This is a genomic window from Allobaculum sp. (assembly GCF_047010065.1).
In the GTDB taxonomy this organism is placed as follows: domain Bacteria; phylum Bacillota_I; class Bacilli_A; order Erysipelotrichales; family Erysipelotrichaceae; genus Allobaculum; species Allobaculum fili.
The window spans coordinates 1-13,635 of sequence record NZ_JBKXLD010000063.1 but is presented as its reverse complement, the minus strand read 5'-3'; the positions used below and the strand labels follow the sequence as shown (position 1 = coordinate 13,635).

12 protein-coding genes and 1 riboswitch are annotated in these 13,635 nt (G+C 53.2%); of the genes, 10 read left to right on the top strand and 2 right to left on the bottom strand.

Going from position 1 to position 13,635, the window contains the following annotated elements; translation table 11 throughout:
* Positions 1-473 precede the first annotated feature (473 nt).
* The 4 genes from ACLUYS_RS06675 (at position 474) to ACLUYS_RS06660 (ending at position 4,362) form a co-directional block, all read left to right on the top strand.
* The gene (locus tag ACLUYS_RS06675) at positions 474-719 is read left to right on the top strand and encodes a helix-turn-helix domain-containing protein (protein WP_230268114.1); all 246 of its coding nucleotides are present in this window, start codon (positions 474-476) and stop codon (positions 717-719) included.
* A gap of 159 nt (positions 720-878) precedes the next feature.
* Positions 879-1,928, top strand: coding sequence for a CorA family divalent cation transporter (locus ACLUYS_RS06670; RefSeq protein WP_230268113.1), 1,050 nt, complete (start codon positions 879-881; stop codon positions 1,926-1,928).
* Between the two features lie 138 nt (positions 1,929-2,066).
* Positions 2,067-3,509 (top strand): S41 family peptidase, encoded by a 1,443-nt coding sequence (locus ACLUYS_RS06665; protein ID WP_288876188.1) that lies wholly within the window; start codon positions 2,067-2,069, stop codon positions 3,507-3,509.
* A gap of 143 nt (positions 3,510-3,652) precedes the next feature.
* Positions 3,653-3,752, top strand: a riboswitch (THF riboswitch).
* A gap of 49 nt (positions 3,753-3,801) precedes the next feature.
* Positions 3,802-4,362 (top strand): folate family ECF transporter S component, encoded by a 561-nt coding sequence (locus tag ACLUYS_RS06660; protein ID WP_230268111.1) that lies wholly within the window; start codon positions 3,802-3,804, stop codon positions 4,360-4,362.
* Positions 4,363-4,580: 218 nt separating this feature from the next.
* On the opposite strand, the gene ACLUYS_RS06655 is transcribed toward ACLUYS_RS06660, so the two are convergent.
* Positions 4,581-5,744, bottom strand: a complete 1,164-nt coding sequence (locus tag ACLUYS_RS06655; RefSeq protein ID WP_288876184.1) for a bifunctional folylpolyglutamate synthase/dihydrofolate synthase — start codon at positions 5,742-5,744, stop codon at positions 4,581-4,583.
* Positions 5,745-5,879: 135 nt separating this feature from the next.
* Between ACLUYS_RS06655 and ung the strand changes: the two genes are divergently transcribed.
* On the top strand, positions 5,880-6,551 hold the full coding sequence (gene ung / locus ACLUYS_RS06650; RefSeq protein WP_412659431.1) for a uracil-DNA glycosylase: 672 nt from the start codon (positions 5,880-5,882) through the stop codon (positions 6,549-6,551).
* 479 nt (positions 6,552-7,030) lie between these two features.
* Here ung and uvrB read toward each other — a convergent pair whose 3' ends face one another.
* Positions 7,031-9,007, bottom strand: a complete 1,977-nt coding sequence (gene uvrB / locus ACLUYS_RS06645) for an excinuclease ABC subunit UvrB (protein WP_412659430.1) — start codon at positions 9,005-9,007, stop codon at positions 7,031-7,033.
* A gap of 483 nt (positions 9,008-9,490) precedes the next feature.
* Here uvrB and ispG point away from each other — a divergent pair, with 483 nt between their 5' ends.
* The 5 genes from ispG to ACLUYS_RS06620 all read left to right on the top strand — a co-directional run.
* Complete coding sequence (ispG, locus tag ACLUYS_RS06640) at positions 9,491-10,540, top strand: flavodoxin-dependent (E)-4-hydroxy-3-methylbut-2-enyl-diphosphate synthase (protein WP_230268107.1); 1,050 nt, start codon at positions 9,491-9,493, stop codon at positions 10,538-10,540.
* A 120-nt stretch (positions 10,541-10,660) separates the two neighbouring features.
* Complete coding sequence (gene pta, locus ACLUYS_RS06635) at positions 10,661-11,635, top strand: phosphate acetyltransferase (protein ID WP_230268106.1); 975 nt, start codon at positions 10,661-10,663, stop codon at positions 11,633-11,635.
* Positions 11,636-11,797: 162 nt separating this feature from the next.
* Positions 11,798-12,286: a hypothetical protein gene (locus ACLUYS_RS06630; protein ID WP_288338731.1), complete on the top strand. Its 489-nt coding sequence runs from the start codon at positions 11,798-11,800 to the stop codon at positions 12,284-12,286.
* Positions 12,287-12,494: 208 nt separating this feature from the next.
* The gene (locus ACLUYS_RS06625; protein ID WP_230268104.1) at positions 12,495-12,764 is read left to right on the top strand and encodes an ACT domain-containing protein; all 270 of its coding nucleotides are present in this window, start codon (positions 12,495-12,497) and stop codon (positions 12,762-12,764) included.
* Positions 12,765-12,772: 8 nt separating this feature from the next.
* The coding region (locus ACLUYS_RS06620; RefSeq protein WP_412659429.1) for a DUF711 family protein at positions 12,773-13,635 on the top strand (863 nt) is incomplete at its 3' end.

Genomic DNA, 13,635 nt, shown 5'->3' with positions numbered 1-13,635 from the left:
GCACCTGCTTTGCACGCAGGGGGTCAGGAGTTCGATCCTCCTACGCTCCACCATTTTTAGAAACTATACGGATACCTTTCTCGGTTCATGGAATTAAAGAGGTATCCGCTTTTTTACGATCAGGTATTCGTTTTATTTTTTTAACTGGCAATTTTCTTCGAATCCACAGATCGAAATCGGAAAGTGCACGTTTTGTTCGCTTTTTTGAATGTTCGGTCTGGTCCGAATCCGACTGGAACTTGTAAAAATCGGCAGAAAAAAGTGTCGGGAAAGATTTACCGGATTCCTTTCAATGTATCCGAAATCGTTGCTTCTTTTGTCCGTTTTGCTTGTTTCAGTCAAGTTCAGACGTACTGTCGATGATTGGCACGATTGTATTAATATGATTGAACTCAACTTATTTGTGGAAAAAATAATATTCAAATCAGATGAAAACTGTATAATTCATATCATAAGGACAGGAGAAGTTGATCATGATACGGAACAATCTGGAGGTTGACATTAAAGTCAAGTGCGTGGAAGCAGGGCTTGTTCAGCGTACACTCGCCGAGAAACTGGGCGTGACGTCGCAGTACGTCAATCACATCATTAAGAAAAAAGACGGGCTGGTGAATAAGACATTTATTCAGATCATGGAAGGTCTCGGGTATGATGTCGAACTTCGATATGTTCCCAAGAGTGAACGAACCGAAGAGGAAGAAAGCAGGAACGGAGGATGAATTTCCTCCGATTTTTTTTGCTTATTTTTCTTTGGAAAAGACAGAGAAGGTACAGCCTGAATCTGTATCGATTGGAACGGCGATCTGCTTTTTCGGTTTTCACAGCCTTCGCGCCGCTAAAAGACAGGTAGAGTGGACTTAAAAAGAGGTGTGCATTTTATGAATATCTGCTGGAACAGGGCGCATCCCGATCAGGCGCTGCTGATTTTGAGCAGCGAGGAAGCCCGCAAGAGAAATCCGGAATATTTCACCGGCGAAACGCTGCCGGATCTGAGTCATCCGATTCGCTTCTGCCGCATTCTGTACGATCGCGGCGTGCTTTCGGGTACGTTTGTCATTCCGCGCAAGGAACAGCCGATCGCGGATCGCATGAGCTTTGCGTTTGTTCTGGAAAATGACAGTCTTTGCTTTATCAGCGACGAAAAGGCGTTTCACAGCTATTTGCAGGCGTTTATGGACGAATACACGCTCGATATCTGCAGCGCCTTTCAGTTTCTGCTGCGCTTCATGAACTACATGATTCAGGAAGATGTGTACTTTCTTGAGGATTACAACGAAAAGCTCGAAACGATTGAGGAAAACATTTTCGAAAACAAGGAATCGGGCATGGAACGCTACATCATGATGACACGGCGTGACATGAACATTCTCGGCAACTACTACCTGCAGCTGACCGCGGTCGGCCATACGATGCAGGAGACGATCATCCCGCAGGATCAGCCCAATGAAAACGCGATGATCTCGCTGTTTCTGGCCAACAGTACGCAGCTCGAAAATCTGGCAAGCACGATCAAGGACTATACGTCCCAGATCTGGAATCTGCGGCAGACGCAGCTGTCGGACCGCCAGAACAAAGTCAGTACGCTGCTGACGATCATTTCGACGGTTTTCCTGCCGCTGACGTTCCTGACCGGCTGGTACGGCATGAACTTCCAGGACATGCCGCTGATCAAATACAGCCATGGATATGCGGTCATTATTGTAGTGATGCTGGTGATTGCGGCCGGCGAAATTCTGTATCTGCGCAAGCGGCGCTGGCTCGGATCGGACAAGGCGAAAAAGGAAAACGTCTTCCATCATGACAAAAGCCTGGATAAGAAGCTTCACAAAGCGATTCGTGAAGATCATAAGCAGGCGCGCAAGGATGAAAAAGCCGACGAGGCGCAGGCAAAGGCGTTCCATCCCAAAGACGACCGTCCCGGCGAGTAAACCGAATTGAATTTACCAAGCGTGCCCTTTCGGGCACGTTTTGTTTGAAATACGGGCGTGGTATAGTGCATACGGGCTTTTGCCTGTGCGCATGGATCGGCGCCCTGAAAGCGCAAATCCGTGCCAAGGAGGTCTATTTTGAAGAAAACGATGCATTCAATCGTAAATCGAAGCCTTTCTCTGACACTTGGCGTGCTGATGAGCTTCTCTCTGGCGGGCTGTTCCGGCTATCGCTTCATGGGAGCGGCCAGCGAGGCACAGGCGGTTAAGGATACCACCAAGTATGAAGAAGTGAAGAACATTCTGGAAAACGAATGGTACTACGGCGCCGACAACCCGAATCTCGACAGCGAGCTGACGGAAAAGGCGCTCGAGGGCATGACGAGTTTCGAAAACGATCCGCATACGATGTACCTGCCGCTCGATCGTTCGACCGACTACAGCCAGCAGCTCGCTGGAAACAATGTCGGCCTGGGAGTGGTCTGCTATCAGAACGCCGGGCAGCCGATGCGGCTGAAATCGATTTTTATCAATTCGCCGGCGGATGAAGCTGGACTGAAAGCCGGCGATGAAATTTTGAAAATCGATGATCTTGACGGAACGGGAACGCCGCTCGATCAGATCATCGAATACATTAAGGGCAAGCCGAATACATCGGTGCACCTTACGGTGCGCCGCGACGGCCAGACGCTGGAAATGGATCTTACCCCGGCCCAATACGATTCCACAGTCGCGTTTGATGTCGAAGACGGCTATGGTCTGGTGAATCTTTCGTCCTTTTCCCAGAATTCGGGAAAAGACGCGGTTGAGGCGTTCAAGCGCCTGGAAGAAGCCGGCACGAAAAATCTGATCCTCGATCTGCGCGGCAATACCGGCGGCTATCTGCACGCCATGCAGACGATCGCTTCCGCGTTTCTGCCTGCCGACAGCGTGCTGTTCAAGGAAAAGCTGCGTGACGGCACCGTGCGCGAAATTACCGTCGCCGATGACAGCTATCAGGCGAACTTTGATCACGTGTACATTTTGCAGAACGGGCTGACGGCCAGTTCCTCGGAAGTGCTGATCGGCGCTCTGAAAGATCAGATCCCGGACAAGGTCACGACGATCGGATCGAAAACGTACGGCAAGGGCACGGAACAGCTGAACAAAGTCTTTGAGGACGGAACTACGCTCAAATACACCGTCGCCGAATGGCTGACGCCAAACGGAACGTCGGTCAACATGGTCGGCATCGAACCGGACGTACCGGTTGAAGTCGAAGAATACCAGAGCGTCGGCTACCGGCTGATGAACGAAGACGAAGAGCCGATCCGGCCGGATACGGTGAACGACAACGCCGCGGCACTGCAGATTTTCCTGCGCGAGCTCGGCTATCCGGCGGTACGCGGCGACAATTACTATTCGCCCGAAAGCGAAGCGGCTCTGCGCCAGTTCCAGAGCGATAACGATCTGGAAACGACCGGCGAAGCGGATGCGAAAACGTTCGCGCTGCTCGTCCAGAAAGTCTCGGAAAAGATCAATACCGAAGGCTACGACAGCGATACGGTGTTCCAGAAAGCGCTCGAGCTGATGAATTCCTGAAAAATAACGCTTTGTTCCTGTACAGGCGGTCTATTCGGAGTCTTTCGAAAGGCCGCCTGTTTTTTGATACAAAGCGAGTCGGAACTTGCACGGTCCGGCGGGCTTCGTTGACAGAGTGGAGAGCCTCTGGCTATAGTGCATGCGACAGAGTAAGGAAACAGGCGTCAAGTGTGCCGGAAATGGGGAGTCGGTCCGGCAACGAAAAGGGTTACCCTTGCGGTTTGTTTCCTGCATCCCGCTGCACAAGAAGGAACCCTCCTTTTTTCTGCAACGAGGAAAGGAGGAATATGTCATGAAAATCAAATCGCTTTTCGAATGGAAAAGCGCCCGTCTGTCCGTCCGTTCCATCGCGGGCATGGCGATGCTTTGCGCCCTGTATGTGGTGCTCAATATGTTTTCGATTTCCCTGAGTGCGACGCTTGAGATTCGCTTCTCGTTCATCGCGCTCGCGCTGAGCTGCGCGCTCTACGGGTTCTTGCCCAATCTGATCTTCTGCTTCGTGGCGGATCTTCTCGGCTTTCTCGCCCATCCGACCGGACCGTACATGCCGTTTTACGCGATGGTGCTCATGGTCAAGGCGCTCATTTACACCCTGTTCTTTTACGGACAGAAAAATGTGAGCGTATGGCGCATCGTTCTCGGGGAGGCGGTGGCCATTCTGGTCTGCAACGTGATTCTTACCCCCCTGGTGCTGACCATGCTTTACGGCACGCCGTACTGGATTCTGGTGACTGGCCGCCTGCTGAAAAACCTGATCGCCTGGCCGCTCAACTCCATTATGCTGTTCTTGAGCATGCGTCTGCTTCCAGCGCTCAGTGCCCGCACGCAGCTGCGCTCCTCGCATGCAGCCTGAAGCCGATCCCCAAAGCGAGTACATAAACCGAAAACAAAGCGGAAAGTATACGAAAAATACAAATAAAACCGATAAAAAAGACGCCTCTTCGAACCGACCTCGAAGAGGCGTCTTTGCCTAGAAACAGCAAGTCACCCGGGATGCAGCAACACAGAATTGCAGAATCGCGGAAATGCCGGAATGAGGGGAAGCCGGATCCGCGCAAGTCCGGCTTTGACTCAGGCAGAGGGGGCCTGGTCAATGGCCGCATGCAGAGCCTGAAGAACTTCTCCTGCAAAATAGAGCGAACCGCATACGAGAGTATTTTTATTCGTGCTTTTCAGGCGCTCAAGCAGCGTATCGAAGGAAAGAACATCGAGGTTTTCCTTTTGCGCGAGCGTATCGAGCCGGGCCAGACGCTGCGATTCGAAATGGACAAGATGAATGTCCGGCGCAATCGTTTGCAGCCTTGCGATCATTTCGCGGGCCTGCTTGTCGGCAAGAACGGAAAAGAAAATCTGATCGATGCTCCAGCCGCCTTCCTGAAGACTTTTGCAGAGGGCGTCTATGCCGTTGGCGTTGTGGGCGCCATCTACAAAAAGCAGCGGATGGCTGCGGACGATCTGAAAGCGGGCGGGCCAGAAAAAGCGATCGATGGCCTGTTTCTGCTCGTCTGGCGTGAAAGAGAAGCCGGCCTGTTCGAGCAGCGTTCGCGCGCAAAGATAGTTTTCTTTCTGATAGGCGGGAAGTGCCGGATTCCACAGGGGATCAAGCGGGGAAAAATCGCGCGAAATTTCGATCAGAGTCGCGTGCTTCGTTTTGGCAGCGTCCTGAAATACGCGCAGGCAGGCGGGATCCTGCTCCGCGGTAACTAGAGTCATGCCTTCCTGAATGATGCCCGCTTTGGCCTGGGCAATCTCGGTTTTGGTCGAACCGAGCAGCCCCATGTGATCCAGGCCGATCGATGTGATGATGCCCCACGGATAGTCGAGAGCCGTGGTGGCGTCGCGCGTTCCGCCAAGACCGGTTTCCATGAGGACAAAATCGGGGCGGACTTCCTGAAAGAGGGCGCAGGCCATGAAGAGATCCATTTCAAACATCGTCATGTCGCGCGCTTTAAACGTTCTGGCGTACCGGTCGTAAAGTTCTTCCCATCGATCCATGGAAATCGGCTTCTGATTCAGACGGAACCGCTCGCTGTGAACCACTAGGTGCGGGGAAATGAAAGCGCCGGTGCCCAAGCCTTTCTGGGCGAGCAGCAGTTCCAGCCAGGTGATGACGGAACCTTTTCCGTTGGTGCCGGCGACGTGAATCGAATGGGGGAAAGGGGAGGGGCCAAAGTCTTCGGCCAGCCATCCTCTCAGCTGATCGAGAGAATGGTTCAGGCCTTTGTGCCGTTCCATTTCCTCGACTTTCTGCATGCATGTATTCGTCATGGCTATAATGATAAGACGAGGCACAGAAAACAGCCAGCCGGCAAAGCCCCCCTTCCAAATCGAAGGGGCGTGTACAGACGTGCTGGAGAAGGGAGAAACTGCATGGAATGGAAAGATGTCATGGAAGAAGAACTTCAAAACGGAACGTTAGGACCGATTCGGGCGTTTCTCGAACAGGCGTACGCGTCTTCTCCCGTCTACCCCGCAAAGGAAAACATTTTTAAGGCACTGGAAATGACTCCGCTCGATCAGGTCAAAGTCGTGATTCTCGGTCAGGATCCGTATCACGAACCGGGTCAGGCGCAGGGATATTCCTTTTCAGTGCCTTCACAGGTGCGCATTCCGCCTTCCCTGCAGAACATTTACAAGGAACTGAGCGCGGAATATCAGGTTCCGGTGTATCGCACGGGCAATCTGTCCGACTGGGCGGCGCAGGGGGTGCTGCTGCTCAACTCGATTATGACGGTGGAGCAGGGCCAGCCGCTTTCCCATTCAAAAATCGGCTGGCAGAAATTTACGGACGATCTGATCCGGGTGCTCAACAAACAGGATCAGCCGATCGTCTTTCTGCTCTGGGGCGGTCACGCCCGCAAGGCGAAGGCGCTGCTTGACAATCCGAATCATCTGGTGCTGGAAGCCGCGCATCCTTCGCCGCTTTCGGCCAACCGCGGCTTTTTCGGGTGCAATCATTTCGTGAAAGCCAACCAGTTTTTGCAGGAACACGGAAAGGAACCCATTTTCTGGACTGAGGATAACAGGCAAATGGCCGACTGACGGCAAGCCCTCTTTTTACAATGAAGACAGAAATGAAAACGCCTGTCTGAAAGAGAGGGAGACCTATGAAAAAGAAAACGCCGTATGGCAAATGGATTTTCTGGACTGTGATCGGCATTGCCGCCCTGATCGGTCTGTATTTCAGCCTGATGCCTCATTAAGAAAGAAACTGTCCCTTCGCAGCAGTTTTGCGAAAGGAAACAAGGACATAAAAAGAAACAGAAAAATGGTGCACGCTCCATGGTTTGGAGAATGCACCATTTTTTAACGGGAAATCGAGGAACTTGGCCGGATTCCTGCCGGCACGTTCCTGCGGGATCCTTTTTTGCGGGCTGTGTTCTGCAGGTCTGGCTGTCGGACGGATTTTCCGTGTTTTCTGTTTTTGGATTTTCCGGCTTTTCGTTTATTGCTTATTGCTTATTGCTTGCTGCTTATCGCTTTTTGCTTTTCTGATTTTTGGATGCAGGCTTCGTCTGATATCAGGCGTCGGCCTTGAGCTCGAGAATCATGTCGCGCAGTTCGGCTGCGCGTTCGAATTCGAGATCGCTGGCGGCCTGCCGCATTTCGGCTTCGAGTTCCTGAATGTATTTGGCCGTATCCTTTTTGGAAAGCTTCTGCTTTCTTCGCAGGTAGCGGGCCGTCATTTCCTTCGTTTCCTTGGAATGAACGACTTCGCGGATCGGCTTGATGATCGTTTTCGGCACGATGCCATGCTCTTCGTTGTACGCCATCTGAATGGAACGGCGACGGGCGGTTTCGTCGATCGCGTAGCGCATGGATTCGGTAATGGAATCGCCGTACAAAATGACTTTGCCTTCGGCGTTTCGCGCGGCACGGCCGATGATCTGAACGAGCGAGCGCTTGGAGCGCAGGAAGCCTTCCTTGTCCGCGTCGAGAATGGCGATCAGGGAAACTTCCGGAATGTCGAGGCCTTCTCGAAGCAGGTTGATGCCGACGAGCACATCGTACTTGCCGCGGCGCAGATCCTGAATGATCTCGGTTCGTTCGATCGTTTTGACTTCGTGATGCAGCCAGGCCACCTTAATGTCGAGATTTTTCAGATACTCGGTGAGGTCTTCGGCCATGCGTACCGTAAGGGTGGTAATGAGCGTGCGCTCGCCTTTGGCGATGCGGTCGCGGATTTCGCCGACGAGGTCGTCGATCTGTCCTTCGGTCGGGCGGACTTCAACGATGGGATCGAGAAGACCGGTCGGACGAATGATCTGTTCGACGATTTCGCCTTCGGTCTGTTCGAGTTCATAGTCGCCGGGCGTGGCGGATACGTAAATGGACTGCGGGGCCTTTTCTTCAAATTCCGAAAACGTCAGCGGACGGTTGTCGAGAGCGGACGGCAGACGGAACCCGTAGTCGACCAGCGTCTGCTTGCGGGCGCGGTCGCCGTTGAACATGCCGCGGATCTGCGGCAGAGAAACGTGGGATTCATCGACGATCATCAGAAAGTCGTCGGGGAAATAGTCAAAAAGGGTGTACGGCGTTTCGCCCGCTTTGCGGCCGTCGATGTGCCGGGAATAGTTTTCAATGCCCGGGCACACGCCGAATTCGCGCAGTGCTTCGATGTCGTAGCGGCAGCGCTGTTCGAGGCGCTCCTTTTCCAGCGGCTTGCCGGCGTCTTCAAAATATTCCAGACGGTCTTCAAGTTCCGCCTCGATGGAATTGGCGGCGCGTTCCATGATGTCCATGCTCGTGGCGTAGCCGCTGGCCGGATACAGGTTATAGAGGTTGTACGCCTGAATGAGCTGGCCGGTGAGCGGGTTGACTTCGCAGATCCGCTCGATTTCATCGCCGAACATTTCGATGCGGATTAAAAAGCGGTCCGTATAGCCCGGGGAAATTTCGATGACATCGCCCCGCACGCGAAACGTACCGCGCGCCGGTTCCATGTCGTTGCGCTTGTACTGCTGGGCGATCAGACGGGAGAGCAGGCTCTGACGGTCAATCTGCTCGCCGACACGGATCGTGTCGATCATGTTTTCGTACTGGGCCGGGTCCGAAGCACCGTAAATGCAGGCGACCGAAGCGACGATGATCGTATCGCGCCGGTGCAGAACGGAGTTGACCGCGGCCATGCGAAGCATGTCGAGCTCTTCGTTAGTTTTCGTGTTTTTATCGATGTACGTATCGGTTTTGGGCATGTACGCTTCCGGCTGGTAATAATCGAAGTAGGAAACGAAGTATTCCACCCGGTTGTTCGGGAAAAATTCCTTCAGCTCGGCGTACAGCTGGCTGGCGAGCGTTTTATTGTGGGCGAATACGAGCGTGGGCTTGTTGACCGCCGCGATGACGTTGGAAATGGTGTAGGTCTTGCCGGTACCGGTGGCGCCAAGCAGAACCTGATGCTTCTTGCCGGCCTGGATGCCTTCGACCAGCTCGGCAATGGCCTGCGGCTGATCACCGGCAGGGGGATAAGGAGAAACAAGTTCAAATTTTTCGTCCATAGTTCATCCTTTCTAGTCAGGCAGACCGCCATAGGCAAAAAACGCGTCTGGACCGATGCCTCTTTTCTGGATGGCGGGCTTTTCGCGGCTGCACTTGCGATCTGCAGGATTCGAAGAAAAAGTCTGTCTCTGTCTGCACGGCGTCGTTTTGTCCGGCAAGCCGAAGGCGCAGAAAGGAATGCGCCCCCAGACAGGCTATACTTAATTTTAGCAGAGCCGTCAAAGGCGCCCGCCTGCGGCCCTTTCTTAAACTGCGCATAGAGGCAGGCTATGGAGTTTCCAGCAGATTTTGCCGGTTCCCTTGCGGAACGGCCGAAAAAATACTGCTTTTGCGGCCAGCTGTTTTAGCCAGTGCAGGAAATTTTATGCGCCAAAGAAGACTTTGCGAAAACCAGAGGAAAAAATAGAAGACAAAGTGATTTTCCAAGAGGAATGCCTGCCCTGCAGGCCGTAAAATAGATTCAGGAAAGGCGATGATACCCTGTGCACAGAACGAAAACAAGACCGGTATTTGCGGGAAATGTGCAGATCGGCGGAAACAATCATGTGGTGGTGCAGTCGATGTGCTCCATCAAGACCGATCATACTGACGAAGTCATTTCCCAGATTCTCGAACTTGAAAAAATGGGCTGCGAGCTCATTCGCGTTTCGGTGATGGATTTCTCCGATGCGCGCGCGATCGAAACGATCCGCAAGGCGATTCACATTCCGCTTTGCGCCGACATCCATTTCGACTACAGACTGGCGCTGGCCGCCATTGAAGCCGGCGCGGACAAAATCCGGCTCAATCCAGGCAACATCGGCAGCCGCGCGAACGTGGAAGCCGTCGTAAAAGCCTGCAAGGAAAAACACATCCCGATTCGAATCGGCATCAACTCCGGTTCGCTCGAAAAGGACATTCACGACAAGTATGGCAAGCCGACTGCCGAAGGCATGATTGAATCGGCGCGCCGCCACGTGGATATTCTGGAAGATCTCGGCTTTTACGATATTGTGCTTTCCTTCAAGTCGAGCGATCCGCTGCTCTGCATGGAAGTGTACCGGCTGGCGAGCGAAACGTTCGACTATCCGCTTCATCTTGGCGTAACGGAAGCCGGCACGCAGATGACGTCGGCGATCAAATCGACGCTCGCGCTTGGCCCGCTTCTGCTTGAAGGCATCGGCAGCACGATTCGCATTTCGGTCAACGGCGACGCGCAGAAGGAACTGCCGATCGTGCGCGAACTGCTCAAGGACTGCCGGCTGCTCGCCGACGTGCCCAATCTGATCGCATGCCCGAGCTGCGGCCGGACGGCGTGGGACATGAAACCGGTCGTCGATGAAATGGAACAGTGGCTGCAGACGCTACGCAAACCCGTTACCGTAGCCATCATGGGCTGCGCGGTTAACGGACCTGGCGAAGCGCGTCACGCGGACATTGCAATCGCGGGCGGAAAAGGCGAAGGACTCTTGATCCGCAAGGGAGAAATTATTGAAAAAATCCCGGCCGACCAGATGGTCGAACGCCTGAAAGAAGAGGTCCTCAAGTTCTGAAAACATCCTGTTTTTCGGGGAAAATAAAGCAGTTTGTGAAAGAATGGACCAATTAGGCAAATCAACAGCACAATGGTATATTGGTGGATGGAAATCCATACACACAGAGGTAAACAGAACATGATTATTTCAAAATTAGCTGAACGGATCCGCGGCAAGGATGTCCGGATCGTATTTACAGAAGGCTGGGACAAACGCGTTATGGGCGCTGCCGTTCGTCTTGCGAAAGAAAACATCCTGAAGCCGGTCCTGCTCGGTGAAAAAGAGCAGATTGAAGCCTGCGCAAAGGAAAACGGTTTTGATCTCACCGGCATCGAAATGATCGCTCCAAGCGAATTTGCGGACAAGGAAGCCATGATCACAAAAATGGTTGAACTCCGTCGAGGAAAAATGTCCCGTGAAGCCGTTGCGGAAGCGCTGAGCCACACCAACTACTTCGGCACGATGCTCGTTAAAATGGGCTATGCGGACGGTCTGCTTGGCGGTGCGACCTATTCCACAGCCGATACCGTACGTCCGGCTCTCCAGCTGGTAAAGACGGCTCCAGGTCAGTCCATCGTTTCTTCCACATTTATTCTGGTTAAAGGCAACGAACAGCTGTTCATGGCTGACTGCGCCATCAACCGCGACCCGAACCCGGATGAACTCGTAGAAATCGCCATTCAGACAGCAGACACTGCCCGCAAGTTTGGCGTAGAACCAAAAGTGGCCATGCTTTCCTACTCTTCCTTCGGCTCCGCTACCGGTCACTGCGTAGCCAAGATGGACGAGGCGACGACTCGTCTGAAACGTATGCCGCTCGACTTTGACGTAGACGGCGAAATGCAGTTTGACTGCGCCGTTGTACCGGAAGTCGCTGCACTGAAAGCACCGGAATCCAAAGTTGCCGGTCATGCCAACACCTTCATCTTCCCGAACCTTTCTTCCGGAAACATCGGCTACAAGATCGCTGCCCGTCTGGGCGGATGGGAAGCTTTAGGCCCAATTCTGCAGGGTCTGAATGCGCCGATCAACGACCTTTCCCGCGGTGCCAACGAAGAAGAAATCTACAAGATGGCGATCGTTACCGCTGCGCAGAAAGCCCTCGGTATCTAGTCGATTCTTCCCCCGTTTTTCATGGAGAAACTCCATGGATCGAATTTAAAAAGTATATCCATAAGGCTGCGGCTCGAAAAGCTGCGGCCTTTTTCTTTGCTCTGCAGAGAACGGGCGGTATGAACGGTACGAAATGAAGCGGGGCGCCGTATACTGAATAGTATGAAAAAACTGGAAAAATTCCCCTGGCCGATTGAAGAAGGCGCCGTTGCGGATTTTGCGGACGGCGAACTGATTCTGGCGGTCAAGGATGACGAATGGAACGATGCCCAGCTTGAGCGGGCGGCCGAACCGTTTACGGTCGAAGTGTGCGAGACCAATGGCATTGTGATTTTCTTGATGGAAGGCGGACCGCTCGATACGTGCGACTTCTATTTCAACATTCAGGACTGTGAAGCCAAAGACGAATTCCTGGCGCAGAAAAATCTGAAAGTGCAGGCCGTCCTCATGGACAAGGAGGATATTATCCGCATTATTAAAACGGCTTCGCTTTCCGAAGAAAAAACAAAAGAAGTAATCGATCTGCTGAAAAAACAGGAAAACTTTGAATTCATGCCCGGTGAGTACGACTGCAATGTGGAAGGGCTTCAAAGCGCTTACGAACCGACGGAACTGGCAAAATACGCGAAAACTTCATTTGAACTTCGTTGATTGCCTGTACATTCGGTAAACTTGAACCTGAACGAGAGCATCCAGACGATGCTCTTTTTTAACCCGGCTGTCCGCTTTGGAACAGCCGTCGCGGCGGTCTGGAAATCGGATCGCTAGGAAAGGGAAATCGAAAAGGCCGCAGCCGGCTTCTTTCCATAAGAGCGGCTGGCGGCCAGAACCCGAGAGAGAAAAATAAGGAGACAACGAGATGAAAGCAGTTATCAGTGTAGTCGGCACGGACCGCGTAGGCATTCTGGCGCTGGCCGCCAATGCCTGTGCCGATCATGGCGTCAACATTCTGGAAGTCGCGCAGACCATTCTGGACGGCATCTTTTCCATGACCATGATCGTGGACATGGATCGCATGGATACTACCTTTGATGAGTTTACACAGGGCATGGAAGCGATCGGACTGGAAAATGAACTGGTCATCCGCGTCATGAACCAGGAAATCTTTGAAGCGATGCATACGATTTAGAGGCCGCCATGCAGACAAAAAATATTCTTGAAACCATCAAAATGATCGACGAGGAATGCCTGGATATCCGAACCATTACCATGGGCATTTCTCTGCTCGACTGTGCGGACGCGGACATTCACGCCTCCTGCGCGAAAATTGAAGAAAAAATCTGCCGTCTGGCCAAGAATCTGGTCAAAGTCGGCGACGATATCAGCCGAGAATACGGCATTCCGGTCGTCAACAAGCGCATTTCGGTTACCCCGATCGCAATGCTTGTGGCCGCTTCCGGCGGCGATCCGGTCGAATACGCTCTGACACTCGAGCGCTGTGCGCAGAAGCTAGGCGTCAATTTCATCGGCGGCTATTCCGCTCTGGTGCAGAAAGGCTATTCGCACGGGGACAACGAACTGATTGAAAGCATTCCCCGCGCGCTGTCGCAGACGGAGCACGTGTGCTCTTCCGTTAATATCGGCTCCACCAAGGCTGGCATCAATATGGACGCGGTCAAGCAGATGGGCCGCATCATCCGCAGCTGCTCGGAAATCAGCGCGGATAACAGCTGCATCGCCGCAGCCAAGCTCGTTGTCTTCTGCAACGCGCCGGAAGACAACCCGTTCATGGCCGGCGCCTTCCATGGCGCAGGCGAAGGCGACTGCGTCATTAACGTCGGCGTATCCGGCCCGGGCGTCGTCCGTGCCGTTCTGGCCAAGGCCAGCAAGCACGCCACGATGGATGAGCTTGCCAACCTGATCAAGCGCACCGCGTTTAAAATTACCCGCATGGGCCAGATGGTCGGCAAGGAAGCCAGCCGCCGTCTGGGCGTTCCGTTTGGCATTGTCGATCTTTCGCTGGCGCCGACTCCGGCTGTCGGGGATTCGGTTGCCTATAT